20 protein-coding genes are annotated in these 25,251 nt (G+C 70.3%); 15 read left to right on the forward strand and 5 right to left on the reverse strand.

The window, feature by feature from the left end; translation table 11 throughout:
* The first annotated feature begins 21 nt into the window (after positions 1 to 21).
* The 6 genes from Pla163_RS19200 to Pla163_RS16340 are packed head-to-tail and all read left to right on the forward strand — an operon-like array spanning position 22 to position 6,200.
* Positions 22 to 882: an amidohydrolase family protein gene (locus tag Pla163_RS19200; RefSeq protein WP_419186046.1), complete on the forward strand. Its 861-nt coding sequence runs from the start codon at positions 22 to 24 to the stop codon at positions 880 to 882.
* Complete coding sequence (locus Pla163_RS16320) at positions 879 to 2,228, forward strand: enolase C-terminal domain-like protein (RefSeq protein ID WP_419186047.1); 1,350 nt, start codon at positions 879 to 881, stop codon at positions 2,226 to 2,228. The genes Pla163_RS19200 and Pla163_RS16320 overlap by 4 nt, the downstream gene beginning before the upstream one ends.
* Complete coding sequence (locus tag Pla163_RS16325; RefSeq protein ID WP_145190999.1) at positions 2,225 to 2,998, forward strand: SDR family oxidoreductase; 774 nt, start codon at positions 2,225 to 2,227, stop codon at positions 2,996 to 2,998. The genes Pla163_RS16320 and Pla163_RS16325 overlap by 4 nt, the downstream gene beginning before the upstream one ends.
* 48 nt (positions 2,999 to 3,046) lie before the next feature.
* Positions 3,047 to 3,907, forward strand: coding sequence for a fumarylacetoacetate hydrolase family protein (locus tag Pla163_RS16330; RefSeq protein ID WP_145191002.1), 861 nt, complete (start codon positions 3,047 to 3,049; stop codon positions 3,905 to 3,907).
* Positions 3,904 to 5,106 (forward strand): L-2-hydroxyglutarate oxidase, encoded by a 1,203-nt coding sequence (lhgO, locus tag Pla163_RS16335; protein WP_419186048.1) that lies wholly within the window; start codon positions 3,904 to 3,906, stop codon positions 5,104 to 5,106. Before Pla163_RS16330 ends, lhgO begins: the two co-directional genes overlap by 4 nt.
* Entirely contained in the window at positions 5,103 to 6,200 is a 1,098-nt protein-coding gene (locus tag Pla163_RS16340; protein WP_145191006.1) for an Ldh family oxidoreductase, read from the forward strand. Before lhgO ends, Pla163_RS16340 begins: the two co-directional genes overlap by 4 nt.
* Here the strand turns inward: Pla163_RS16340 and Pla163_RS16345 are convergent.
* Positions 6,197 to 8,005 carry a hypothetical protein gene (locus tag Pla163_RS16345; protein ID WP_145191009.1) on the reverse strand — a complete coding sequence of 603 codons (1,809 nt, stop codon included), beginning with the start codon at positions 8,003 to 8,005 and terminating at the stop codon, positions 6,197 to 6,199. The two genes, Pla163_RS16340 and Pla163_RS16345, sit on opposite strands and share 4 nt — an antisense overlap.
* 110 nt (positions 8,006 to 8,115) lie before the next feature.
* On the opposite strand from Pla163_RS16345, the gene Pla163_RS16350 reads away from it, so the two are divergent.
* Positions 8,116 to 8,400, forward strand: a complete 285-nt coding sequence (locus tag Pla163_RS16350; RefSeq protein ID WP_145191012.1) for a ribbon-helix-helix domain-containing protein — start codon at positions 8,116 to 8,118, stop codon at positions 8,398 to 8,400.
* Positions 8,397 to 8,705 (forward strand): type II toxin-antitoxin system RelE/ParE family toxin, encoded by a 309-nt coding sequence (locus Pla163_RS16355; RefSeq protein WP_145191015.1) that lies wholly within the window; start codon positions 8,397 to 8,399, stop codon positions 8,703 to 8,705. The genes Pla163_RS16350 and Pla163_RS16355 overlap by 4 nt, the downstream gene beginning before the upstream one ends.
* A gap of 233 nt (positions 8,706 to 8,938) precedes the next feature.
* On the opposite strand, the gene Pla163_RS16360 is transcribed toward Pla163_RS16355, so the two are convergent.
* The 3 genes from Pla163_RS16360 to Pla163_RS16370 all read right to left on the reverse strand — a co-directional run bounded on the left by Pla163_RS16360 (position 8,939) and on the right by Pla163_RS16370 (position 12,362).
* Entirely contained in the window at positions 8,939 to 10,087 is a 1,149-nt protein-coding gene (locus Pla163_RS16360; protein ID WP_145191018.1) for a sigma-70 family RNA polymerase sigma factor, read from the reverse strand.
* A gap of 374 nt (positions 10,088 to 10,461) precedes the next feature.
* Entirely contained in the window at positions 10,462 to 11,697 is a 1,236-nt protein-coding gene (locus tag Pla163_RS16365; RefSeq protein WP_145191021.1) for an acyl-CoA dehydrogenase family protein, read from the reverse strand.
* Between the two features lie 89 nt (positions 11,698 to 11,786).
* A complete protein-coding gene (locus tag Pla163_RS16370) occupies positions 11,787 to 12,362 on the reverse strand; it encodes a hypothetical protein (protein ID WP_145191024.1) in 576 nt (191 codons plus the stop codon).
* A gap of 187 nt (positions 12,363 to 12,549) precedes the next feature.
* On the opposite strand from Pla163_RS16370, the gene Pla163_RS16375 reads away from it, so the two are divergent.
* The 5 genes from Pla163_RS16375 (at position 12,550) to Pla163_RS16395 (ending at position 20,857) form a co-directional block, all read left to right on the forward strand.
* Complete coding sequence (locus Pla163_RS16375) at positions 12,550 to 13,494, forward strand: carbon-nitrogen hydrolase family protein (RefSeq protein ID WP_145191027.1); 945 nt, start codon at positions 12,550 to 12,552, stop codon at positions 13,492 to 13,494.
* A 225-nt stretch (positions 13,495 to 13,719) separates the two neighbouring features.
* Entirely contained in the window at positions 13,720 to 14,865 is a 1,146-nt protein-coding gene (locus Pla163_RS16380; protein WP_145191030.1) for a cytochrome-c peroxidase, read from the forward strand.
* An 11-nt stretch (positions 14,866 to 14,876) separates the two neighbouring features.
* Positions 14,877 to 17,294 (forward strand): hypothetical protein, encoded by a 2,418-nt coding sequence (locus Pla163_RS16385; protein ID WP_145191033.1) that lies wholly within the window; start codon positions 14,877 to 14,879, stop codon positions 17,292 to 17,294.
* 231 nt (positions 17,295 to 17,525) lie between these two features.
* A complete protein-coding gene (gene dgt, locus Pla163_RS16390; RefSeq protein WP_145191036.1) occupies positions 17,526 to 18,722 on the forward strand; it encodes a dGTP triphosphohydrolase in 1,197 nt (398 codons plus the stop codon).
* Positions 18,723 to 18,895: 173 nt separating this feature from the next.
* Positions 18,896 to 20,857, forward strand: coding sequence for a right-handed parallel beta-helix repeat-containing protein (locus tag Pla163_RS16395; protein ID WP_145191039.1), 1,962 nt, complete (start codon positions 18,896 to 18,898; stop codon positions 20,855 to 20,857).
* Positions 20,858 to 20,944: 87 nt separating this feature from the next.
* Here the strand turns inward: Pla163_RS16395 and Pla163_RS16400 are convergent, their stop codons facing one another.
* A complete protein-coding gene (locus Pla163_RS16400) occupies positions 20,945 to 21,175 on the reverse strand; it encodes a hypothetical protein (protein WP_145191042.1) in 231 nt (76 codons plus the stop codon).
* Between the two features lie 125 nt (positions 21,176 to 21,300).
* On the opposite strand from Pla163_RS16400, the gene rnc reads away from it, so the two are divergent.
* Positions 21,301 to 21,981: a ribonuclease III gene (rnc, locus tag Pla163_RS16405; RefSeq protein WP_145191045.1), complete on the forward strand. Its 681-nt coding sequence runs from the start codon at positions 21,301 to 21,303 to the stop codon at positions 21,979 to 21,981.
* Positions 21,978 to 25,238 carry a transcription-repair coupling factor gene (gene mfd, locus Pla163_RS16410; protein WP_145191048.1) on the forward strand — a complete coding sequence of 1,087 codons (3,261 nt, stop codon included), beginning with the start codon at positions 21,978 to 21,980 and terminating at the stop codon, positions 25,236 to 25,238. The genes rnc and mfd overlap by 4 nt, the downstream gene beginning before the upstream one ends.
* Positions 25,239 to 25,251: the final 13 nt, after the last annotated feature.

Below are 25,251 nucleotides of genomic sequence, written 5' to 3' on the forward strand. Positions count from 1 at the left end.
CCCGGCACCGCCTCCCCTTCCATGGCCGTCGACGCCCATCAGCACTTCTGGTCCCTCGGCCGCTGCCGGTACGACTGGCTCGACGCGAGCGCCGGCGTGCTGTTCGCGGACCACGGTCCGAAGGACCTCGCGCCCCATCTGGCCGAGTTCGGCATCGACGCCACGGTGCTCGTCCAGGCCTCCGACACGGTGGACGAGACGCGCTGGTTGCTCGAGCTGGCGGCGGCGACGGACTTCGTGCGCGGCGTCGTGGGTTGGGTTCCGCTCGACGCGCCCGACGCCGGGCAGATCCTGCGCGAGCTGGCGCGCGACCCGTGGCTCGTGGGCGTGCGACCCATGCTCCAGGGCCTCGACGATGCGCGTTGGATCCTGCGCGACGCGGTGGCGCCGGGGCTCGACGCGGTGGAGGAACTCGGGCTCGTGTTCGACGCGCTCGTGCGCCCCGCCCAGCTCGCGAGCGTGGTGGAGCTGGCGCACCGGCGCCCCGACCTCGCGCTCGTGCTCGACCACGCCGGCAAGCCGGACGTCGCCGCGGGCTGGGGCTGGTCGGGACGGGCCGCCTGGGAGTCGGCGCTCGACGAGCTGGCGCGCGCGCCGCGGACCGCCGTGAAACTCAGCGGGCTGGTGAACGAGGCGGGCCCGGACTGGACGGTCGCGGACCTGCACCCATGGGTGCAAGCGGTGCTTTCGCGCTTCGGCCCGAAGCGCGTGCTGTGGGGCAGCGACTGGCCCGTGTGCCGCACGGCTGGCGGATATGCGCGGTGGCGCGCCGCGAGCGACGAACTCCTGTCCGATCTGGACGCCGACGAACGCGCGGCGGTCCTCGGAGGGACCGCCGAATGCCTGTACGCTCTCGCCGGCGACGCCCCCCCGCTTCGATGACCGCTCCTGCCACGATTCGCTCCGTCGAGGTCCTCGACGTGCGCTTTCCGACCTCGGACCAACTCGACGGCTCGGATGCCCTGCACACGGACCCCGACTACTCGAGCACCTACGTGATCCTGCGCACGGATCGCGACGGACTCGAGGGGCACGGCACGACGTTCACCATCGGTCGCGGCAACGAGCTGTGCGCTGCGGCCGCGCGCACCCTCGGACAGCGACTGGTCGGGCTGACGCTCGCCGAGATCCAGAACGACATGCGGACGGTCGTGCGCGGCTTCACCCAGGACTCGCAGATGCGCTGGGTCGGTCCCGAGAAAGGCGTGGTGCACCTCGCGACGGCTGCCGTGGTCAACGCGCTGTGGGACCTGCTCGCGCGGGCCGCGGACCTGCCGCTGTGGCGCTTCGTCTGCGAACTCGAGCCCGAACGCCTCGTCGGCATGCTCGACTTCAGCTACGTCACGGACGCGCTGACGCCGGACGAGGCCGTGGCGGTCCTGCGCCGCGAACGCCCGCACCGCGACGCGCGGACGGCGGCGCTCGAAGAGCAGGGGTACCCGGCGTACACCACTTCGTGCGGCTGGCTCGGCTACTCGGACGAGCGTCTGCGCGAACTGTGCACGGCTGCGATCGACGCGGGCTGGAACGACTTCAAGCTCAAGGTCGGCGTGGACCCCACGGACGACGACCGGCGCTGCGGCATCGTGCGCGAGCTGATCGGGCCCGACCGTCGCCTGATGATCGACGCCAACCAGCGCTGGGACGTGGACGAGGCGATCGCCGCGGTGAACGCACTCGCGCGCCACGACCTGCGCTGGATCGAGGAGCCCACCTCGCCCGACGACGTGCTCGGTCACGCGCGCGTCGCGCAGAGCGTGGCACCGGTGCGCGTGGCGACGGGCGAACAGTGCCAGAACCGCGTGGTCTTCAAACAGCTCATGCAGGCGGGCGGCGTGCACTACGTGCAGGTGGACGCCTGCCGGGTGGGGGGTCTCAACGAGGTCCTGGTGATCATGTTGCTCGCGCGGCGCTTCGGACTGCCCGTGTGTCCGCACGCCGGCGGGGTCGGCCTGTGCGAGTACGTGAACCACCTGGTGATGATCGACTTCGTGATGCTCACCGGATCGACCGAGGACCGCATCACCGAGTACGTGTCACACCTGGACGAGCACTTCGAGACGCCCGCTCGCATGTGCGGTGGGCGCTACTACCCGCCGCTCGAGCCCGGCTACGGCACGCGTCTGCACCCGGCGTCGCTGGACGAGTTCCGCTTCCCCGACGGGCCGTGCTGGAGCGAGCGACTGGCTGCCAGCTCGAACGGTCACGACGGCGGAGTGGCGCGGTGAGCGCCCGGCTCGCCGATCGAAGCGCCTTCGTCACGGCCGCCGGCCAGGGCATCGGACGGGCCGTGGCCCTCGCCTTCGCGGCGGATGGCGCGCGCGTGATCGCGACCGACCGCGCTGCCGATGGCCTGGCGACGCTGGCGGACGAACTTGGCGCCGACGCGACGGGTTCGATTGCCACCCACGTGCTCGACGCGACGGACTCGGGCGCGGTCGCGCGCCTGGCCGCCGAAGTGGGGCCCGTCGACGTGCTCTACAACGGCGTGGGCTGGGTGGCGGACGGCTCGGTGCTCGACTGCGATCCCGACGACTGGCGCCGCTCGTTCGAGATCAACGTGGACCCGATGTTCCACGCCATTCGCGCCTTCCTCCCCGGCATGCTCGAGCGCGGACGCGGGAGCATCGTGAACATGGCGTCCGTGGCGTCGAGCGTGAAGGGCGTGCCCAACCGCTGCGCCTACGGCACGACCAAGGCCGCGGTCGTCGGACTGACACGCTCGGTCGCGGCCGACTACGTGACGCGCGGCGTGCGCTGCAACGCGATCTGCCCCGGCACCGTCCAATCTCCGTCGCTCGACGGCCGCATCGCCGAGCTGGCCGCGAAGCAGGGCGTCGACGAGGACGCCGCGCGCGCCGCCTTCGTGGCGCGCCAACCGATCGGACGACTGGGCACGACCGCGGAGATCGCCGCGCTGTGCGTGTACCTCGCGTCCGACGAATCCGCCTACACCACCGGCGCCGTCCACGTGATCGACGGCGGCTGGAGTTCCTGAACACGCGCGCCGCGCGACCGCCCGAACGAGAAACCGACGAGACGAACGATGAAGCTCATTCGCTACGGAGAGCCGGGCGCCGAGAAGCCCGGCCTGATCGCCCCCGACGGCATGCGCCGCTGCCTCGCCGCCGTGATCGACGACCTGGCGGGCGAGAACCTCTCGCCCGACGTGTTCGCGCGCCTGGCCACGCTCGACCACGAGGCCCTGCCGGTGGTCGACCAGGACGCGCGCTGGGGTCCGCCGGTGGGTCGCATCGGCACCTTCATGTGCATCGGCCTCAACTACGCGGACCACGCGGCGGAGACGGGTGCCCAGGTGCCGGCCGAACCGGTGCTGTTCATGAAGTCGACCGGCGCGGTGTGCGGCGCGTTCGACGACGTGATCATTCCGCCCGGCTCGCAGAAGTCGGACTGGGAGGTCGAACTCGGCGTCGTCATCGGCACGCGCGCGAGCTACGTCAGCGAGGAGCACGCGCTCGACCACGTGGCCGGCTACTGCGTCGTCAACGACCTGTCCGAGCGCGCCTACCAGCTCGAGGGCACGGGCCAGTGGGTGAAGGGCAAGAGCTGCGACACCTTCGGGCCGATCGGGCCGTGGCTGGTGACGAAGGACGAGGTGCCGGATCCGCAGTCGCTCGGGTTGTGGCTCGAGGTCGACGGCCACCGCTACCAGAACGGCAACACGAGCACGATGGTCTTCGGCGTCGCGCACCTCGTCAGCTACATCAGCCGCCACATGACCCTGCGTCCGGGCGACGTGATCTCGACCGGTACGCCTCCGGGCGTCGGACTCGGCCAGAACCCGCAGGTGTTCCTGAAGCCGGGCCAAGAGATGCGCCTGGGCATCGACCGCGTCGGCGAACAGCGTCAACGAACGGTCGACGGCGCCACGCTGCGCAAGGCGTGAACACCGCGCCCCGTTCGGCCTGCGTGGTCGGCGGCGGCATCGTCGGCCTCGCCGTCGCCGCGCGCCTGCTCGAGAGTGATCCCGAGCGGCGCGTGGTCGTGTTCGAGAAGGAGTCCGCGATCGCGCGGCACCAGACCGGGCGCAATTCGGGCGTGCTGCACTCGGGGCTCTACTACCGGCCGGGGTCGTCGAAGGCGCTGAACTGCCGCGAGGGCAAAGCGCTGATGGAGGCCTTCTGCGCGGCCGAACGCGTGCCGCTCGAACTGTGCGGCAAGGTCGTCGTGGCGACCGACGAGGCGCAGCTGCCCGCGCTGGACGAGCTCGAGCGCCGCGGCCGCGCGAACGGCGTCGACCTCGAGCGCGTGGACGCGGCAGGCCTCTTCGAGCTCGAGCCCCATGCACGCGGCATCGCGGCCCTGCACGTGAAGGAGGCCGGCATCGTGGACTACGTCGCCGTCTGCGAGCGGCTGGCGGCGCGCGTGACGGAGCGCGGCGAAGTGCGCACGGGCCTGCGCGTGGCGGCGCTCGAGCCCGGACCCGATGGCGTCACCGTCCGTTTCGAGAGCGGCGCACCACCCGAGCACTTCGACGTGGCCGTCAACTGCGCGGGGCTCCACTGCGACCGCGTCGCGCGCGCGAGCGGGCTCGAGTGGCCCCAGCGCATCGTGCCCTTCCGCGGCGAGTACTGGGAGCTCGTGCCCGAGGCGCGCCACCTGGTGCGGAACCTGATCTACCCCACGCCCGACCCGCGCTTCCCGTTCCTCGGCGTGCACTTCACGCGCATGACGGACGGCTCGGTCGAGTGCGGACCGAACGCGGTGCTGGCGCTCGCGCGCGAGGGCTACCGCTGGCGCGACGTGTCGGTGCGCGACACGCTCGACGCCCTCTCGTACCGCGGCTTCCAACGCCTGGCCGTGCGCCACCTGTCGATGGGGTTGGGCGAGATCGTGCGCTCGATCAGCAAGACCGCCTTCGTCCGCGCACTGCAGCGACTCGTTCCCGCCGTGCGAGCGGAACACCTCGTGCGCGTGCCAGCCGGGGTGCGCGCCCAGACGCTCTCGCCCCTGGGCGCGCTGGTCGACGACTTCGTGCTCCAGAAGGACGGCGCCGTCGTCCACGTGCTCAACGCTCCCTCCCCCGCCGCCACCTCGTCGCTCGCCATCGCGCGGCGCGTGGCCGACCTCGCGCTCCAGCCATGACGAACGCCCGCCGCTACGCCCCCGCCGACCTGGCCACGTTCTGCATCGGTGTGTTCGAGTCCTTCGGGGTGCCGCACGCGGACGCCGAGACCGCCGCCGACGTGCTGTTGTTCGCGGACCTGCGCGGCGTGGACAGCCACGGCGTGGCGCGCATGTACGCGTACCACGAGATGCTGTCGGCCGGCCGCATCAACCCGACGCCGTCGCCGAGCGTCGTGCGCGGCACGCCGAGCACCGCCACCGTCGACGGCGACAACGGGCTGGGGCTGGTGGTCGGACCCTGGGCGAACCGACTGGCGATGGACAAGGCCGAGGCGGTCGGTTCCGGCTGGGTCAGTGTGTGCAACACGAACCACTACGGCGCGGCCGGTTGGTACGTGGTCGAGGCCCTGGCGCGCGATCTGATCGGTTGGTCGATGACGAACAGCACCAAGCTCGTCGCGCCCCACCGCGGCGCCGAGAAGATGCTCGGCACGAACCCGATCGCGATCGCGTTCCCCGGCCACGAGGAACCGCCGATCGAGATCGACATGGCGACCTGCGCCGCGGCCTACGGCAAGGTCGAGATCGCCAAACGCGCGGGCGGTGCGATCCCCGAAGGCTGGGCGATCGATGCGGCCGGCGCCGACACCACGGACCCGGGCGCGATGATGGCGGGCGGCGCGCTGCTCCCGCTGGGGTCGGACGAGGAACACAGCGGCCACAAGGGCTACTGCCTCGCCGTCATGGTCGACGTGCTGTGCGCCGTGCTGTCCGGCGCGAACTGGGGCCCGTTCACGCCGCCGTTCACGTTGCGCCTGGCCGAGCCCGAGCGTTCGGTGGGCCGCGGCATCGGCCACTTCTTCGGCGCGCTGCGCATCGACGGCTTCGTCGACCCGGACGAGTTCAAGCGCCAGATCGACGACCTCAGCCGCACCCTGCGCGCCACGCCCCCGCGCCCCGGCCATCCCGCCGTCGAAGTGCCCGGCGACCAGGAGCGCCGCGCGCGCGTCGAGCGCGAGCGTGACGGCGTGCCGCTGGTCGATCCCGTGGTCGCCGACCTGCGCGTGGTGGCCGAGGCGACCGGTGTCGCATTGCCCGAAGCGATCGGCTAGCGCGTGAGGTCTACGGTGACGTCGGTGTCTTCGACCTCGAAGACTCGGAGCGCGGTGCGCTCGATCCCGCCGTCCGGCGTGCGCTCGTGGGTCTCGACGAGGTACGTTCCGCTCGAGAGCCAGTAGACGATCGGGAGGCCGCCCAAGTGCCGAACAGTGGGGTGCGCGCTCGGAGACTCGAGGAAAAGCTCCGCGCGGCCCTCCGTCATCCCCGGGTGGAAGAAAGCCCGCGACTCGCGGGTCGGCGCGGCGTCGTCGACGAGGCGGTGTACGGCGAGCCAGCGCTGCGCGTCGGGGGAGTCGTTCCACCAGGGGACGTTCAACTCCACTCGTGCGTGGTCGCGCCACAGGCGCTCGCGGTCGAACGCGAGCTCGCGATCGTCGTAGCCCATGTCCACCTCCTCCACGGCGAGCAACTCGAGACCGTTCGTCCGTCCGGCGTCGCGCAGCTCGACCCGATAGCGCCCGGGCGCCAAGGCGACCGAGGACGGTGAGGCCGTCGTCGACGCGGATTCGGACGCCGCCATGCGTCGGTCGGCGTAGATCGTCCATCGGAAGTCCGCGGGGACGAAGGCGATCGCTCCTCCGAGCGTCGTCTCGACCGTTTCGGGTTCGGCCAGGTCGACACCGGGCTCGAGCCAGGTGATCACGAGCTTCAGGAACTCCCAACGATCCTCCGGGACGGTGACGGCGAGTCGCGCCCAGCTCGACGGCGCGTCGCCCACGGGGCGCATCTCGATCGGAGGCGTCGGGAGGGCGCGCTCCCGCAGTTGGTAGCCGTCGACGTTGCGACGGGTCAGGGGCAACGAGCCGTGGATCTGCACCGCGACCGGGTGCCCGCGCTCCCCTCGCCGCTCGTCGACGCCTTCCTCGAGCGCCCCGCCGAAGAGCAACAGCCCCTCGACGCGATCTGAATCGTTCCCGTCGCTCTCGAGATCGCCGAGGTGATCGCCGACGACGACGCACAGGCCCAGGTCACGATGCAGGAAGGGCCGCTCGAACGCACCCCAACGCTGTCCGAGTGCCCGGACCGGACCGAGCCGGCCGACGGATCCGTCGGCCGACGCGACCGTACGCACCGACGCGCGCGCGAGGTCGATCTCGACGAGCTCGGCGTTTCCGCCCATCAGCGCCAGCACGCGCCGCGCGCCGCCGGACAGGTGCTCGAGCGGAGCCAGCTCGACCACGGCGTCGAGGACGTGCGCGCGCTCGGGCAGGACGAAGCGCTCGCGATGCGCGACCGCTCCGGGAACGAGGCGCGGTTCTCCGCTCGCCCCGTCGCGCACGACCTCGGGCGCGCCGAGCGCCCAGCGCTCGACCACCAGCGCGCGCACCGGATCGGAGGCGACGCCCGCGACCCACACGGCGCGCTCGCCGCCGAGATGTGTGCGCACCGCCGTGACCGCGGTCGGCACGAAGTCCAGTTCCACCAGGTCGGTCGCGCGGGCGGAGGCGTAGCCGGTCGCTTCGCGCAGCAGCGGGTTCGGATCGCCCTCGACGAAGCGCCACCTGAGTTCGACACGTGGAACGGGGTGGTCGGTCACCACCTCGACCCACGGCTGGCCGAGGTCCCAGCCGACGCTCGGGTATCCGCCGCCGGGTCGAACGCTGCTCGCGCGCACCGCCAGGACGGGACCCTCGGGGACGCGCGCCGACCGCGACGGCCCGTCGCTCGGCGCCACCTCGCTGGCTCGAGACTCGGCGCCGTCCGTGCTCAGGGGCGCCTGCTCGCGCGCGTCCGTCCCGCATCCAACGAGCAGTGCGAGCGCGACCGGGACGAGGCGACGGGACGGAAGCGGAACCATGGAGCGTCGAACGGTGCCGGAACCGATCGGTTCGCGCCAGCGTACGACGGAGCACGATTGTGCCCGCCCCGCTCACCTGACTCGCCGATGGAAGACACACTGGTACAGCCATGACCGACGAGAACGAGATCACGATCACCCTGACTCCGGACACCGCCGCGTACGCCGCCGGTCAAGTCGGGTCCGGTGACTTCGAGTCGACGAGCGAACTCGTGGTGTACGCGCTGAGGCTGCTCTCCGCCCGTCAGAGGACCTTCGACGAACTCGTTCGAAGGGTCCGTGCCTCCGGCGCCCATTTCGAGGGAGGCTACGCATTCCAGGAGCAGTTCTTCTTCTCCGAGTGGGAGGCCGAGATCGAACAGCACGAACGTCGGCAAGGCTCGGAGCCTCGATGAGGTCCGTCGAATTCTCTCCCGACGTCGTCGTCGACCGGGGGAACATCACATCCACCTGGACCGACGCGGCCGCAACACGCCGGCGGTGCGACCTCTTCCGACGGACGTTCCAGGTCCTCGCCCGAGAGCCCGATCTCGGTCGACGCTGCACTCTCGTGGACGACGACGGTCGCGACCTCCGCGAAGTGGTCATGGGCCTCTACCTCATCGTCTACGAAGTCACCGAGAGGACCATTCGAGTGCGCCACATCAGCCCGGAGGCGAGAGTCCTCGAGCACCGCGAACTCCTACGCCCACGGCGTTGACCCATGCGGCGTCGAAGATCGCTCCGCCTGTTGGAGCGACGATCGAGCAGGACAGGCGCCCGCGCTCGAAGTGACGCCACCGAGCGGCCGCGGCCGCCCGTTCCGCACGTGTCCGCAACGGGAGCGGCCCCCGCGTCGCGCAGTGGTCGCTGCGCAGCACGGGGGCCGCTGGATCGCTCGCGAAGCCGATGCGCCGTCTTTCGCGGCGCGCCCCGCGGGCCTTTTCTCGTGTCCTAGTTGAGGTAGGGATCCAGCTCGCGGCGCAGGGACGGCGTGTCGAGCTTGCGCAGGGCGCGGACCTGGATCTGGCGCACGCGCTCGACGCTGACGCCGAGCAGCTTGGCCACCTCGGCCAGGGTGTGCTCGCGCACGCCGCCGAGACCGAAGCGCAGGCGCACGATCTTCGACTCGCGCTCGTCGAGGTCGGCCAGGGCGCGGCCCAGTCCGTCCTCGAGCGTGATGTCCTCGAGCTCCACCGAGTACGGATCGCCGTCCTCGTCCTCGGCGGACAGGAGGTCGACCAGTCGGTTGCCGTCGCCGTCGCGCGTCAGGTCGAGGTCGAGCGAGATGTTGGAGCGCGAGGCCGAGATCGCCGCCGCCACGATGTGCTCGGGCAGGTCGGTCTCCTCGGCGATCCGCATCGGGTCCGCGTCCATGTCGCCCAGTCGGTAGCGCGCCTGGTTGACCTGCTTCATGGCCTTCTGCAGGTAGACCGGGACGCGCACGGTGCTGCCGTGGTTGTACAGGTAGCTGCGGAACGCCTGGTTCAGCCAGTGGACCGCGTAGGTGCGGAAGAGCAGCTCGCGACGCCAGTCGAAGCCGTCGACCGCGCGGTACAGGACGGTGAAGCCCTCCTGCATCAGGTCGGTCTTGATGGACGGGCCGTGGACGTAACGCTCGACGTTGATCGGGACCAGGTAGAGGTTCCGCTCGACCAGTTCGGTACGCAGGGCGTGCCACTCGGCCGCGCGGCGCATGAGGTCGAGGTGTTCGAACTCGCCGTGGTCGTTGGCCGACATCTGCTCCCAGCGCCGCGCCAGGGGACCCGGGTCGGCGTAGAACTCGTCGTCGTCCAGTTCGAGCTCGGTGCGGCGCGCCTCGAAGCGGAAGCGCGCGAACTCGATCCGGCGCGCCAGCTTGGCCTCGGACTCGCGGTCCTGGAGCACGATCGCATCGATCGCCAGGCGCAGCGGGTCCACCGAAGCTTCGCCGGGCGTCTGCTGACCGCGCCAGGTGCGCGGATCGGGGAGCTCGAGATCGACCCCCTCGGCATCCAGGGCGCGACCGAGCTCACGACAGGACTCGGCGAAGGACTCGTGGTCCTGGGCGAGTTCGTCGAGGTGACGGTCGAGGTCTTCCAGTCGCAGCAGCTTGGTGTTCATCGTTCGCACGGGTCGGGGAGTTCGAGCCCGTCGTCCTTCGCGGCCCACAGGGGCCCGGACGCGGTTCCAGGGCCGTCTACGAGCAGATTCGGCGAAAGAGCACCACGAGAGTGCCCTTTTCACGGAGCATCACCCTGACACTGCGCGGCTATCACCCAGCGTGGCCGCTGGCGTCCCCTGAGCCGGTGGCCACTCAGGGTCGACCCGCAATCGCCTCCCCCCCGCCACCGCGCCACCCGCCACCGCCCCCCTTCCGGCCGACCCGCCTGGGACGATGCGGACCAGAACGGCAGGAGGGGCCGCGCGGGTCGGTCCCGCGCGGCCCCTCCTGGGTCCCGGACGACGGCAGCCGCCGCCCGATCGAACGCCGCAGCTCAGCCCGTGATGGCCGGCTCCTCGGAGTAGGTCTTCTGGGTCTCGGTCGGGATGTACTCCTCGAGGTGCGAGAGATTGGCGCTGTCGCGAATCAGGCCGCGCGCGATGACCATCCGCTGGATCTGGTTCGTGCCCTCGTAGATCTGGAGGATCTTCGCGTCCCGGAAGCACTTGGCGATCGGGTAGTCCTCCATGAAGCCGTAGCCGCCGAAGATCTGCACCGCGTCCGTGGCGACCTCCATGGCGACGTCGGTCGCGAAGCACTTGGCGGCGGCAGCGCGGGGCGTGATGCCGGCCGTTCCGACCTGATCGATCTGGCCCGCGACCGAGTAGACGAGCCAGCGCGCCGCCTCGGTCTTCATCTGCATGTTGGCCATCATCTGCTGCACCATCTGGTGGTTGCTGATGGGCACGCCGAACTGCTTGCGGCGGTTCGAGTACACGTTGGCCAGGTCGAGCGCGCCCTGGGCAGCACCGATGGCCTGGGCCGCGACGCCAGGGCGAGCCATGTCGAGCGTCATCATCGCGTGCTTGAAGCCCATGCCGGGCTTCTCACCGATCAGGTTCGACTTGGGCACCCGCACGTTGTCGAAGTGCGTCTCGACGACCGGCACGCAGCGGATGCCCATCTTGTCCTCGGTCTTGGCGATGGTGAATCCCTCCATCCCCTTCTCGACGACGATCGCGCTGATACGGCGCGACTTCGAGGTGGGGTCGGTGACGCAGAACACGGAGTAGATGTCCGCGACGCCGCCGTTGGTGGTCCACTTCTTCTCGCCGGTGATGACGTAGTGGTCACCTTCGTCGCGCGCGTGCACCGAAAGGCCGCTCGCGTCGGACCCCGCGTACTTCTCCGACAGGCAGAAGGCCACGAGCTTGTCGCCCGATGCGACCTGGGGCAGCCACTTCTTCTTCTGGGCCTCGGTGCCACCGAGGAGGATCGGGAAGGAGCCCAGCGCGTTGACGGCGAACGCCACGCCGAAGCCGCTGTCGGCCTTGGCCAGCTCTTCCGTCACGAGCGCGAGGGCCAGGACACCGGCACCGTGACCGCCGTACTCCTCGGGGATGAACGTGCGGAACAGGCCGGCCTCTGCCACGGCTCGCGCCGCTTCGAAGTTGTACTCCTGGGCCTTGTCGTACTTCTGCGCGTTGGGACGGACGTACTTGTCGGCGATCTCGCGGGCCTTGGCCTGGAGTTCGAGGGCCTTCTCGCTGAAGCGGATGTCGGTGGGCATGGTCGTGCTCGAGGGTTGGGCGCCGGCCGGTGGATGGCGGACGCGCTCGGGGGCGTCGAGTATAGGAACGGACCGTCAGCGAGTCGGGCTCAGCCCCCCACTTCGATCACGAGGCCGTCGAGGTCGTGGCCGTCGATCGCCAGGCGGCTGCGCACCTTGCCTTCGTCCTCCATGAGGTAGCCCGTCGGGTCGTACAGGGCCTCGAGGTCGTAGTCGGCGGGCAGGATGCTGGAGTCCAGCACCGTGGAGGTGCCCATGCCGTTGGCGCCGGTCACCACGAAGGGCAGGGACAGCGCACCGTCGTCGTCGACCCGCGCTCCGGGATCGTCGAGCACCACCTTGGTCGACAGGATCGGGAAGTTTCCGAGCGCCTCGGACGCCCTCAGGTTGATGAAGAGCGCGGCCGGCGGCGTGGCCGAGGCCAGGTCACCGAGCAGGCGCACGCGCCCGGCCAGGCGAATCGGTTCGCCGGCGATGGCGGTCCCGTCGCCGCCCGCGCCCCCTCCGGTCGCCGCCGCGGGAGCGTCGCTGGCGGCCGGGGCGCGACGCGGCGGCTCGCCACAGGAGCTGAGGAGCGCGGGCGCGAGCACCACCGCCACCAGGAAGGCGGAGGCCGAACGGGGCGATCGACGGACGGGGGAGTGGGCAGTGTTCGCGGAGTGCATGGAAACCGAACGAGGGTCGTGGCGAGGAGCGGCGGACGCGACGCCGCTGCGGCCTCGCGAGTCGTCATCATGGCGCCCGGGCGGACCGACTCAAGCAACACCGACCCGTCGCGAGCGCGAACCGGCGCGGACGACCGGCCGCCACACTCTCCTCTCCCCCGCGACGCCCCCTGCGACCAATCGCCACATGAAGATCGCTCTGGCCCAGATCGCGCCCGTCCTGCTCGACCGCGAGCGCACCCTCGCGAAGGTCGTCGACGCGATCGCGGAGGCCGGCCGTGCGGGCGCGCGCCTCGTCGCGTTCGGCGAGACGCTCGTGCCGGGGTATCCGATCTGGCTCGAGCGCACCGGCGGCGCGCGCTTCGACGACGACCTGCAGAAGACGTACTTCGCGCGCTACCTTGACCAGGCGGTCACCGTCGCGAGCGATCAACTCGCCGGCGTTCGAGCCGCGGCGCGCGAACACCGGATCGTAGTCGTGCTCGGGGTCGCGGAGCGCGGGACCGACCGCGGCGGGCACACGATCTACTGCAGCCGAGTGTTCGTGGGCGCGAACGGTGAAGTGGAGTCCGTGCACCGCAAGCTCGTTCCGACGCATGACGAACGCCTGGTGTGGGGCATGGGCGACGCGGCCGGACTCGTCACGCATCCGGTCGAGGACTTCGTCGTCGGCGCGCTCAACTGCTGGGAGAACTGGATGCCGCTCACCCGCGCGGCCCTGCAGGCCCAGGGCGAGACACTGCGCGTCGCGATCTGGCCCGGCTCCGAGCGCAACACGCGCGACATCACGCGTTTCATGGCCCTGGAAGGTCGGTCGTACGTGGCGTCGGTCGGTTCCGTGCTGCGACCGTCGGACGTGCCGACCGACGTTCTGGCTCGCGACCTGCTCCTGGCCGGCGGCGAGCGCTTCTTCACCGACGGAGGTTCGTGCGTCGCAGGCCCGGACGGGCGCTGGCTCGTCGAACCGCGGGTCGGCGAGGAAGCGGTGCTGTACGCGGACATCGACGCCGAGCAGGTGCGCCGCGAACGCCACAACTTCGACCCGAGCGGACACTACTCGCGCCCCGAGCTGCTGCGCCTCGTCGTCGATCGTCGGCGCTACACGACGTGCGCGGACGCCGACCGAGAATGATCTTCCGGGTGCGTGGCGCACGGACCGCCAACGCCGTCGTCCACGCAGACTCGCGCATCGCCGCGACGAAGCTCTTCTGGACCGTCAAGGCGCGCGCAGGATGCAGCTTGTGTGAACGCGACCGCTGCCCGCCCGCGCCGTCCGGTCGCCCCTTCGAGCGCGTGCTAGCTTTCGACCGTGGAGCCTTTTGGGGAGGCTCCGTCCACGCGTCCACGAAGGGGAACCATGAATTTCTTTCCAATCGGCTCACGCGGGCTCGCACCTCGCAGCGCGAGCCTGACGGCGGCACTCGCCGCTACCCTCGCCCTCAGCGCCTGCTCCGGGGGGAGCGGCGTCTCCGATCCGATCGACGACGGGTTGGGGCTCGTCTCGGTCTCCGCGCAGATCGACCTGGGTCGCGCGCTCTTCTTCGACGAGCGGCTGAGCCGTCCGATGGGTGTCAGCTGCGGCATGTGCCACGACCCACTGCGCGGTTGGGGTGACGGACGTCCGCAGGGCAAAGGTGTGCAGGATCACAGTCTCGCAGGCGATCAGGACGGCGACGGCGAGTCGGACCACAACGACTTCCAGGCCATCGCCGGAGCGTTCCACAAGACGGTCCTGACCGATCGCAACACGCCGACGATCTACAACTCGCACCTGTACACCAACCTGTTCTGGGACGGGCGCGCGATGGGCCTCGAGCACCAGGCCCAGTTCCCCGTCGAAGCCGGCTTCGAGATGAACTCGAGCTGGGACGACCACGTCCTGCCGCTGTTGCGCAGCGACGACGGATACGACGACCTGTTCGGGAACGCGTACGGTTCACGCCCCATCACGAAGGAACGCGCGATCGCCGCGATGGGCGCCTTCCAAGCCACGATCCAGGTCTGGGACACGCCCTACGACGACTACCTCGCCGGCGACCCGAGCGCGCTCTCGCCCGCGGCCGAGCACGGTCGCCAACTGTTCTTCGGCAAGGCGAACTGCTCGACCTGCCACCCCGGCCCGACGCTCACCAACCAGGAGTTCGCGAACACGGGCGTACCCGCCGCCGGCCCGATGGCGCTGACCGGCGCGATCGACCTCGGTCGCGGCGGTCGCACCGACCTGACGGGCGACACCGAGGTCGCGATCGACGAGGGCGACGACTACTGCAAGTTCAAGGTTCCGCAGCTGCGCATGGTCGCCGTGACGGGCCCCTACATGCACAACGGTGCGTTCTCCACTTTGGAAGAAGTCGTCGACTTCTACGACGCCGGCGGTGGCACGGACCAGTCCGGCACCGGAACGAAGGACCCGCGCATCGTTCCGCTGGGACTCACGGGCACCGAGAAGGCGGCACTCGTGGCCTTCCTGCGCGACGGACTGACCGGAACCGAGATCAAGTGAGGAAGCACGCCATGAACATCCAACGACGAAACCAGGCGTCCGGCGCCTTCCTCGGACTCGCTGCCGCACTCGTGGCCAGCGCGGCCGCTCCGACCGCTCTCGCCCAACAGCTCCCGCCGGCCGAGACCGACGCCGGAGGTGCGAACGTCCCGAATCTCGGCATGCGCGAGCTCGAGCGCATCACAGGTGGTGGACCGCTGACTTCGCCCGAGCAGATTCCGCTGCTGCCCGGGATGCTGTTGCCGAACGCACCCACGCCGCGCGGCAGCGTGTTCGCCGGCGACTATCGCCCCGACCTGGCACCGATCGCGAAGGATCAGTCGATCCTGGACGCGCTCTACACCTTCGCGGACGCCTCCGAGTTCCCGCTCGACATGGAGTTCTCGAACTCCGATCCGAGCGGTTCGCTCGACCGCACCGCGCTCGACGACGACGGCCAGCCCGTGCACTTCAACCTGCACTGGCCGCAGGCTCCGGCCGAGCCGTTCTGGCTCGACGAGCGGGGCGTGGACTGCACGGCGCCGACCGAGCACCTGCGCGAGATCGTGCGCGAGATCCGCTCGACCGGATCGACCGCGCGCGTCGACGAGGCGCTCGACATCCTGCTCGGCACCAACGACTCCGGGGCTCTGACGGGGCGCGCCTACGAGGGCTACGAGCTGCTCAACTGGCGCGGCGCGAACGACAACGTGACGTTCGACCCGGTGACTCGGAACGCCGAGGTCGAGGTGCTGATGTACGGCAACGAGATCCGCACCAACAGCCACCTCATGCAGGTGCCGCGCCACGGCGACTACACGATCACCTGGAAGATCAAGGGTCTGGGCTCGATCGGTCCGCGTCGCGAACGCGCCTTCCCCATCGACGAGTTCTCGGCCATCCCGATGAAGATGGGCGCGAACCACGCGTTCTGGGTCAAGAACAGCTGGCTGTGGAAGTGGTTCGACGCGGTGGAGCCGACGGCCGACGCGCCACGCCGCTTCGCGCTCGAGCGCCTCTGGGAGCTGCACACCGGCACGCCGACCGACGCGTTCGGCGCCCCCGTCCCGACCTACACCGACCTCGACCCGAACGACCCGCGGGACTGGCTGTACGCCAACCGTCGCCTGGATCTCGGCAGCTACGTCGGCGGCCAGGGCAACGTGGCCGACACCCGTCGCTTCGCTCCGCTCGACCTCGATCGCAACGGACGCATCGGCGGCTACACCCGTGCCGGAGTCGACACGGGCCTCGCGTTCGACCTGGCGACGAACCCCACCGCGCAGTTCAACGCGTACGGGGTGCAGGAGTACGGCGTGCCGCTGCTCGACTGGAGCGGCGGTCCCTTCACGGCGCCGCACTTCGCCTACGACAGCTCGTTCCAGACGGTTCGCAAGGGCCAGGGCCTCGACCTGACCGTGCGCTACGGCCAAGGCATGAGCCAACAGGGCCTGTACCTGTGGGGCTGGCGCCAACACCCGCCGCGCATCAACTGGATCGAGACCTACGGCGAGGACGAGATCCTCCCCGGCGGCGCGCCGAAGTCACGACGCTTCCGCCGCGGGTGGGACGAGGTCGCGGCTCTCGGACTCGACGCGATCGGCGATCTCGTGCCGGAGAAGCGCCTCTACACCGCACTCGTCGCCCTGCGCGACGGGGGCACGCTCGAGGACTTCGTGTCCGCGACGAGCGAACTCCTGCCGTTGATCGAAGACCGTCGCGCGCTGCCCGAGACCGACGCGGTCGCGAACTTCCCGAACCCCGACGCGGACATCAATCTCTTCTACGGCAACCTCGACATGTGGGGCGACCGTGAGCGCATCGGGCGCGGCGACAAGCGCAACTGGCGCGAGGGCGACCGGATGGTCGTGACGATCTACAACGACGACGAGGTGACGCGCTACTTCCGCGTGGTCGACTTCGGCACGACGAACTACCAGTACGTCGGCACCGACATGGGCACGTTCGACTGGAAGCCCGTGTTCGGCGTGCCGCAGTTCGCCGCGCGCGCCTGGAAGGGCGGCTTCGGCATCCAGAGCGAGGATCCCGCGCACTGGCTCTCGACCCCGATCGAGGACGTCGGCAACCCGTACTGGACGGACTCGGGCGTGTCCGATCCGAACCGCTTCTGGTGGCAGGGCGAACGCGACCTGTTCCACGCGCTCGAGGACCTGTCGGGCTTCAGCGGGCCCGGCTTCGCGCCGGCGAGCGGGAAGTGGGCAGACGCCGAGTTGGCCGCAGCCGACCCGACCGGTGATCCGGCGCTGTTCGCCTACGCCTACGGCCGACCGATCCCGCCCAAGACCGTGGCGACCTTCGAGGTCGAGATGCCGCGTGCCGCCGCGCTCAACAACGGCGCGATGTACATGTTCGACCCGCAGTTCCACTACACGTCGATCTTCACCTGCCACCCGATCTCGGAATTCGAGCCCGAGGGCCTGATGGACTGAGGTGGCGTCACCGATGGCACGCCTGCGCGAGCCGATCCCGGACTTCCGGGGTCGGCTCGCAGCCGTTCGGGCCGTCGGTGCCGGTCAGGGTTCGAGGCAGGGCAGCGACCCGACGCCGCGCCCCGCCGCGGTGCACGAAGGCGGATCGATCCGACACCGATCGACCCGTGGGTAGGTCATCGAGGGTCGAATGCCGCGCCGACCGCTACCATCCTCGGCGACGCGACCTCCATGACGAACCGAGACTCCACCACTCCGCGGCCCTACGACCGCATCGCCAAGGAAGCGGCCGAGGCCCAGCGGCTCGCCCCCTGGGCCCTGCGCAGCGAATCGTCGCTGGGACGTCGCTGGCCCGAACCGGCGCCGCCCCTGCGCACCGAGTACGAGCGCGACCGCGACCGCATCACGCACTCGGCGGCGTTCCGGAGGCTGATGTTCAAGAGTCAGGTCTTCCTCGAACGCGAGGGCGACCACAACCGCACGCGCCTCTCGCACAGCCTCGAGGTGGCCCAGGTCGCGCGCTCGATCGCGACGGCCCTGCGCCTCAACGAGTCGTTCTGCGAGGCGCTGGCCCTCTGCCACGACATCGGCCACCCGCCCTTTGGGCACCGCGGCGAATGGGCCCTGGACCGGCTGATGGAGCCCTTCGGCGGCTTCCGCCACAACGCCCAGGTCCTGCGCGTCGTCGACGTGCTCGAGCGCCGCAGCCCCGACTACGCCGGCCTCAACCTGACGCGCGAGGTCCGCGAGTCGCTGCTGAAGCACGAGAAGGACGACGACTGGCCCGACGAGTTCCGCCCCAAACCGCGCTGGCCGTTCCTCGAGGCGCAGTTGGTCGACCTGGCCGACTCGACCGCCTACCAGATGCACGACATCGAGGACGGCCTGCGCGCGGAGATGTTCACGGAGGAGGAACTGGGCGAGGGCTCCGGGCTGTGGCGCATGGCGCGCGCGGCCGTCGTCGCCCGCCACCCCGGCTTCCTCGAGCGCAGCGCGGACGAGAACCTGCGGGTCAAGCGCGTCTCCAACGAGCTGCTCGGCCGCTGCATCCACGACATCATCGAGCACAGCCACGCGGCGATCCTCGCGGCGGACCTCGCGTCGCCGGCCGACGCGCGCGCGCACGCGGGGATGCTGGTCGGGCACTCGGCCGAACTGAAACCGCTGGTGGCCGAGCTGCGGCGCTTCCTGTTCGAGCGCTTCTACCGGCACCCGTACCTGATGCGCTTCAAGGAGTTCGCCGACGCCGTGATGGAGCGGCTCTTCGAGCACTACCGCGCCCACCCCGACGAGATGGCGGGCTGGTACTGCGACTGGGCGCGCGAGGTCGGGCTCGAGCGCGCGGTCTGCGACTGGCTCGCCGGCATGACGGACCGCTACGCGGAGAGCGAGTTCGAGCGCGTCACCGAAGGCGTCGACCGAGCCTGAGCGGGAGGTCGGGCCTCGCGCGACAGCACCCAGGACGCCCTCGGCGCCGACGAGCGGCGCGACGAGGCAGATGACACCCCTGTCACCGCGGAGGTCGATCTGGCGCCCTAGCGTTGAGGGGCCCGTCCCTCTGCACGCATCCATTCGGAACGTGCGCAGCCCCTCCCCTCGCCATGCGCTCACTGCTCACCCTCCTCGCGGCCGTCGCGGCCTCGACGATCGCCCACGCCCAGGTCACGTACGTCGACGCTTCGGCGCTCGGCGTGAACGACGGCTCTTCCTGGAACGACGCCTACACCGACCTGCAGGACGCGCTCTCGACCACCGCGAGCGGCGCGATCTGGATCGCGGCGGGCACCTACGTCCCGAGTGCCACCGGCGACCGCGCCGCGACCTTCCAACTGGTGGACGGCGTCGAGGTGCTGGGCGGATTCGCTGGCGGTGAGACGACCGCCGACCAACGCGACGCCGAAGCGAACCTCACCGTCCTCTCGGGCGATCTGCTCGGCGACGACACCTACGGCGCGGGTTGGAACTGGTGGCAGTTCGCCTGGACCGGGAGCCTCGAGAACAGCTGGCACGTGGTGACGGGGTCCGGCACGGGCCCGACCACCGTGCTCGACGGCGTGTCGATCCGCGCGGGACGCGGCGATCAGAGCGGCCTCGGGATCGGCGCGGGGCTCTTGGTCCTCGGCGGCTCGCCGAAGATCCGCAACTGCGAGTTCCGCTACAACACGGTCGGTTCGGGCTCGAGCGCCTACTTCTCCGACAGCGCCTCCCGGGTCACCGATTGCGTGATCCGCGACGGCTACACGTGCAACTGCGGGACGGGCGGCTGGACGAGCGGGATCATCTGCACCGGAACGTCGAACATGACGTTCTCGGACTGCGAGTTCTCGAACCACTACTACGTCTCGCACGACCAGGGTCGAGGCGCCGCGCTCAACATCGACTTCGACGCGTCGGCGACACTCGTGCGTTGCCGTTTCGTCGGCAACCAGACCGGCAACTTCTACCCCATGGGAGGCGGTACCGCGTACGGAGCCGCCGTGTGCGCCCATGGCGACGTGGTCGTCGACCGCTGCGAGTTCCTCGACAACTTCGCGCACGCCGGCGCGGGGCTGACCATGTGGGGCGCAGGCACGGTGACCAACAGTCTGTTCGCGCGCAACGAGGCTGTCGGGCACCCGCAGACCTCGTTCCTGACCTATGGCGACTACGGCGCGGGACTCTTGACGGTCGGCTTCTCGACCGCGCCCGTCGTGGTGACCAACTGCACGTTCGTCGACAACAACTGCAGCAAGGGCGCCGGCATGGCGTTCTACGGTGCTCCCGGCCTGGTCACGAACTGCATCGTGTACGACAACTACGCGGACCCGATCGCACCCGGCGAGGACCCGATCTTCATCCTCAAGCAGAACATCGTCGGCGACTTCGACATCGCGAACAGCTGCGTCGAGGGCCTGCTGCAGACCGAACCGGGCGAGGATCCGCCGAGTCCCGCCAACTTCCCCGGCTGCATCGACATCGATCCCGAGCTCGTCGACATCGCTGGCGGCGTGTACCGCCTGGCTGCCGGTTCGCCGTGCATCGACTCGGGCGACAACGCCGCCATCGTCGGCCTGCCCCCGTACGACCTGGTCGGGACCGCGCGCGCCATGGACGACCCGGCGACCCCGGACAGCGGTTCGGGCACGGCGCCGATCGTCGACATGGGGGCGCTCGAGTTCGGCCTGACGCTCTTCGCCTCCGCGCGCGAACTGTCGCTCGCCGCCGGCGGAGGCATCGACCTGGATCTCGAACTCGGCGCGGCGTACGGCGGCCAGGTCTATGTGGTCCTGGGCAGCGCGACCGGTTCGACGCCGGGCATCGTGGTCGACGCGCTGACCCTGCCGCTCGTGTACGACGCCTACACGCTGTTCACGCTGCAGTCGTTCAACACGCCGATGCTGCAGAACACGTTGGGCTGGACCGACGGTTCGGGCAACGCCACCGCGCGCTTCGCCCTGCCGGCCGGGACCGACCCGAGCTTCGTCGGGACGACGCTCGTGCACTCCGCGCTGCTGATCGACGTCCTGGGCAGCGGCCAGGCCAGCACGACGACGAACGCCGTCGAGTTCGAACTCGTGCACTGAATCGGGCGCGGCGCCGCCGGATCGCCGAGCGGCCCCAAGACCTCGACCGGCGCGTCGTCCGAGTGCGGACGGCGCGCCGGCTCCGTTTCAACGGCGCCAGAACAAGAGCACGCGCCACCAGCGCAGGGTGATGCGGCCGCCGGGTGCGTCCAGCTCGTCGGAGGTCCCCGGCACCTCGCGCTCCACCTCTTCGAACTCCTCCTCGAAGAAGGCCCCGAACAGCGGTTCGACCAGGTGGTCGCCCGGCCGTCGTCGGTAGGTGGGCTCGGGAGCCTGGTCCGGCCGGGACGCGCGCTCGTCCTCTTCGTGGGGCGTCATGGGTTCGGTACGGCGGGGTTGGCCGCCGGGGCACGGTACCCGATACTGCGGGGCTCCTCGGCGCCCGCGCACCGGCTCCCACCGGCGCGCGGCGCGCTGGCATTCCCTCGCGGGATCCCATCCTCATGGAATCACTCGGCCACCTCTTCACCGACCGCGCTCTGCTCGACCTGGCGCTGACCCACGCCTCGGTCGACGGCGCCGAACCGAACGAACGGCTCGAGTTCCTGGGCGACGCGGTGCTCGACCTGATCGTGGCGGAGTGGCTCTACGTCGAGCACCCCGAGAAGCGCGAGGGCGACATGACGAAGGCCAAGGGCTGGATCGTGTCGCGCAAGACCCTCGCCGACGCCGCGCGCGACATGGGTCTGTGGGAGGCGGCGAAGAAGGGTCGCGGCCTCGAGGGCACGACGCCGTCGCGCGCGGTGCTCGCGAACCTGTACGAGGCGTTCCTCGGCGCGATCTATCTGGACGGGGGGCTCGAGCCGGCCAAGAAGTTCGCGCTCATGACCCTCTCGACCTACCTGGTGCGCGGCACGCGGCAGGCCGACGAAGCCAGCCCGAAACAGGCGCTGCAGGAACACGTCCAGGCGCGCGGCGAAGATCCTCCGCGCTACGAGCTGCTCGAGGAACGTTCCCACCTGCACGTGCGCGCGTTCCGCATGGCCGCGCGCGTCGGTGGGCAGACCTACCCGGCCGCCTGGGGTCGCACGCGCAAGGAGGCCGAGGGCTGGGCCGCGCACGAAGCGCTCCTGGTCCTGCGCAGTCAGAAGGCGCGCGCGCGAACACGTCGCAGCGAGCGGTGACCGTCGCCGGCGACAACGCCGTCCTGGGCGAGGTCCTCGACGGCCACGGGCAGTTCGAACGCATCGTGGAGGAACTGCTCGCCGGTCGCTCGGCGGCGTCCGGCAACCTGTGGGGCTCGGCGCAGTCGCTGGTGATCGCGTCGCTCGCGCGCCGACTGTCGCAGCCGCTGGCCGTGCTCGTCAGCTCCGAGACCGAAGCGGCCGGACTGGTCGAGGACCTCGAGTTGTTCGGCGCGTCAGCGACGCTGCTCCCCGCGCGCAGCGGTTCGGCCGGAGGCAGCGACTCGGAATCGATCAAACAGCGCCTGCGCGTGGCCCAGGTCCTGGCCGGACCGCCCGAGCGGCGCCCGCGTCTGATCGTCGCGTCGCAGCTCTCGATGCTGCAGCCGCTGCCCTCGAGTTCCGACGTCGCCGACCAGTTCCTGCACGTCCAGACCGGACAGAAGCTCGATCTCGAGGCGCTGCTCGAGCGCCTCATCACGGCCGGCTACACGCGCCAACCGCTGGCCGAGACGCCGGGCGAGGTGTCGCTGCGCGGAGACATCCTCGACGTCTTCGCGTTCGCTGCCGACGCGCCACTGCGCCTCGAGCTGTTCGACGACGTCATCGAATCGCTGCGCACGTTCGACCCCGAGACCCAGCGCTCGATCGAGAAACTCGGCACCGCTTCGGTGTGCCTCGTCTCCGACGCGGGCGGCATCGAGGACGGACGCGGCACGGCGCCGCTCGACCTGTTGTCCGGCAACGCGGTACTCGTACAGGTCGAACCCCTGCGGATCGAGGACGTGCGCCACGGCCTGTCGGTCCGCAGCTCGAGCCACAAGCACGCCCTCGACGGTTTCATCACGGCCGCGCGCGCGCACACGTCCTTGAGTGTGATGAGCCTGCCGTCGAACGGCATCGACTTCGACGGTCGCTCGGTCCAGGCACTCGGTGTCGGTCTGCCCGCCGCCCCTGGCGCACTGGCGTCGATCGCCCAGCACGCGCGCCGCACGGTCGTCGTCTGCCGCGACGAGAAGGAACGAGCGCGTTTCGAGGCGCACCTCGCCGACCACCCGGCGGTCCCGAACCTCGAACTCGTGCTCGGCGGCCTGCAGCGCGGCTTCCGGCTGCCGTCGGCCGAGCTCGTCGTCGTCGCGCACCACGAGCTCGCGGGCGTGGCGGCCGCGCGCAAGCAGGCGAAGGCCAAACCGCAGCACCGCGTGCGCGCGCTCGAGTCGTTCTTCGAGCTGCGCGTCGGCGACCTGGTCGTCCACGCCGTGCACGGACTGGCGCGCTACCTCGGCCTCGTGCGCATGGAGCGCGTGGGCGGCGAGGAGGAACACCTGCACCTGCAGTTCGACGGCGACGTGTCGGTCTACGTCCCGGCCTGCCGCATCGATCTCGTCCAGCGCTACGTCGGCACCGGCAACAAGGCGCCGAGTCTCGACAAGATCGGCAGCAGCGCGTTCAAACGCCGCAAGGAACGCGTCGAGAAGGCGCTGATCGACCTGGCCGCCGACCTGCTCGAGGTCCAGGCCAAGCGCCAGACGCGCAAGCGCGATCCGTGGGTCGGCGACGAAGGCCTCGTGTCCGACTTCATCGACGCCTTCCCCTACGTCGACACCGAGGACCAGGCCAAGGCCGCCGCCGAGATCGCGTCGGAGCTGACGAGCGAGCGCCCGATGGACCGCCTCCTGTGCGGCGACGTGGGCTTCGGCAAGACCGAGGTCGCGGTGCGCGCCGCCTTCCGCGTGGTGGCGGCGGGCGGACAGGTCGCGGTGCTGGTGCCGACGACCGTGCTCGCCGAACAGCACTACGAGACGTTCCGCGCGCGCATGGCCGGCTTCCCGGTCGAGATCGAGGGCCTGTCGCGCCTGCAGAACAAGGGCGCCAAGAAGATCGTCGAGCGCGTGCGCACCGGCCAGGTCGACATCCTGATCGGCACGCACCGCATCCTCAGCAAGGACATCGACTTCCACAACCTCGGCCTGGTCGTCATCGACGAGGAGCAGCGCTTCGGCGTCAAGCACAAGGAGCACTTCAAGGCCCTGCGCGCGACCGTCGACCTGTTGACCCTGTCCGCGACGCCGATCCCGCGCACGCTGCACATGTCGCTGTCGGGCGTGCGCGACATCTCGGCGCTGACCATGCCGCCGGTGGGACGTCAGGACGTGGACACGAAGATCGCGTCGCGCGACGACCTCGGCCTGATCCGCGACGCGATCCTGCGCGAGAAGAGCCGCGGCGGGCAGTGCTTCTTCCTGCACAACCGCGTCACGTCGATCGCCACGTTCACCGAACAGATGAAGTCGCTGGTGCCCGAGGCGCGCTTCGACTTCGGACACGGTCAGATGGGGGCGCGAGCGCTCGACCGGGTCATGCACCGCTTCTCCGGCGGCGAGCTCGACGTCCTGGTCGCGACGACGATCATCGAGAACGGCATCGACATCCCCGCCGCGGGCACGATCCTGATCGACGAGGCCGAGGACTTCGGCCTGGCCCAGCTGCACCAGTTGCGCGGACGCGTCGGTCGCGCTCAGCAGAAGAGCTGGTGCTACCTCCTGGTCGACCGCACGAAGCCGATGCGCGCGATCGCGAAGGAACGTCTGAAGGCCCTCGAGGAGCTCTCGCACCTGGGCGCCGGCTTCCAGATCTCGATGAAGGACCTCGAGATCCGCGGCGCGGGCAACCTGCTCGGTCCCGAACAGTCCGGACACATCGCGGCGATCGGCTACGACATGTACTGCCGACTCCTGGCCCAGACTGTCGAGCGCCTGCGCGGCGGCAACCTGCCCACGTCGCCCGAGGAGATCCGTTCCGAACTCGGCAGCGTGGCCGACGAGGTGGCGCGCGGCGTCGAGCTCGAGCTGGGCCTGCGCGCCTACCTGCCCGACTCCTACATCGTGGAGCCCGAGACGCGCCTCGAAGTGCTGCGGACCCTGGACACGATCCACGACGTGGCGCGCGCGACCGAGGTCGAGGAAGAGCTCACCGACCGCTTCGGACGCCTGCCGCGCGAGGCCAAACTGCTCGTGCGGATGTTCCGACTGCGCTCCGCGGCCGAGCCGCTGTCCATCACGCGCATCGGTTGGCGCAACGACTCGTACCTGCTCGAGTTCACCGACCGACTGGCGCTCCAGACCGCGCTCGCCGGCGTGCACGTGGACCTGCGTCCGCTGCGCACGGGCGTCGCGCTCCTGATGCTGCCGCCGGACGTGAAACTGCCCGAGGCGGGACTGCGCCACCTCGAGCAGCTGCTCGGCATCGCGCGCTGACTCGCGCGCGCGG

This window comes from Rohdeia mirabilis (assembly GCA_007750655.1).
Taxonomy (GTDB): Bacteria; Planctomycetota; UBA1135; order UBA1135.

Excerpts from the sequence above, each read along its gene's own strand:
- Pla163_RS19200 (WP_419186046.1), top strand. The coding sequence starts at position 22 with ATGGCCGTCGACGCCCATCAGCACTTCTGGTCCCTCGGCCGCTGCCGG.
- Pla163_RS16320 (WP_419186047.1), top strand. The coding sequence starts at position 879 with ATGACCGCTCCTGCCACGATTCGCTCCGTCGAGGTCCTCGACGTGCGC.
- Pla163_RS16330 (WP_145191002.1), top strand. The coding sequence starts at position 3,047 with ATGAAGCTCATTCGCTACGGAGAGCCGGGCGCCGAGAAGCCCGGCCTG.
- Pla163_RS16340 (WP_145191006.1), top strand. The coding sequence starts at position 5,103 with ATGACGAACGCCCGCCGCTACGCCCCCGCCGACCTGGCCACGTTCTGC.
- Pla163_RS16345 (WP_145191009.1), bottom strand. The coding sequence starts at position 8,005 with ATGGTTCCGCTTCCGTCCCGTCGCCTCGTCCCGGTCGCGCTCGCACTG.
- Pla163_RS16350 (WP_145191012.1), top strand. The coding sequence starts at position 8,116 with ATGACCGACGAGAACGAGATCACGATCACCCTGACTCCGGACACCGCC.
- Pla163_RS16355 (WP_145191015.1), top strand. The coding sequence starts at position 8,397 with ATGAGGTCCGTCGAATTCTCTCCCGACGTCGTCGTCGACCGGGGGAAC.
- Pla163_RS16360 (WP_145191018.1), bottom strand. The coding sequence starts at position 10,087 with ATGAACACCAAGCTGCTGCGACTGGAAGACCTCGACCGTCACCTCGAC.
- Pla163_RS16365 (WP_145191021.1), bottom strand. The coding sequence starts at position 11,697 with ATGCCCACCGACATCCGCTTCAGCGAGAAGGCCCTCGAACTCCAGGCC.
- Pla163_RS16370 (WP_145191024.1), bottom strand. The coding sequence starts at position 12,362 with ATGCACTCCGCGAACACTGCCCACTCCCCCGTCCGTCGATCGCCCCGT.
- Pla163_RS16375 (WP_145191027.1), top strand. The coding sequence starts at position 12,550 with ATGAAGATCGCTCTGGCCCAGATCGCGCCCGTCCTGCTCGACCGCGAG.
- Pla163_RS16380 (WP_145191030.1), top strand. The coding sequence starts at position 13,720 with ATGAATTTCTTTCCAATCGGCTCACGCGGGCTCGCACCTCGCAGCGCG.
- Pla163_RS16385 (WP_145191033.1), top strand. The coding sequence starts at position 14,877 with ATGAACATCCAACGACGAAACCAGGCGTCCGGCGCCTTCCTCGGACTC.
- dgt (WP_145191036.1), top strand. The coding sequence starts at position 17,526 with ATGACGAACCGAGACTCCACCACTCCGCGGCCCTACGACCGCATCGCC.
- Pla163_RS16395 (WP_145191039.1), top strand. The coding sequence starts at position 18,896 with ATGCGCTCACTGCTCACCCTCCTCGCGGCCGTCGCGGCCTCGACGATC.
- Pla163_RS16400 (WP_145191042.1), bottom strand. The coding sequence starts at position 21,175 with ATGACGCCCCACGAAGAGGACGAGCGCGCGTCCCGGCCGGACCAGGCT.
- rnc (WP_145191045.1), top strand. The coding sequence starts at position 21,301 with ATGGAATCACTCGGCCACCTCTTCACCGACCGCGCTCTGCTCGACCTG.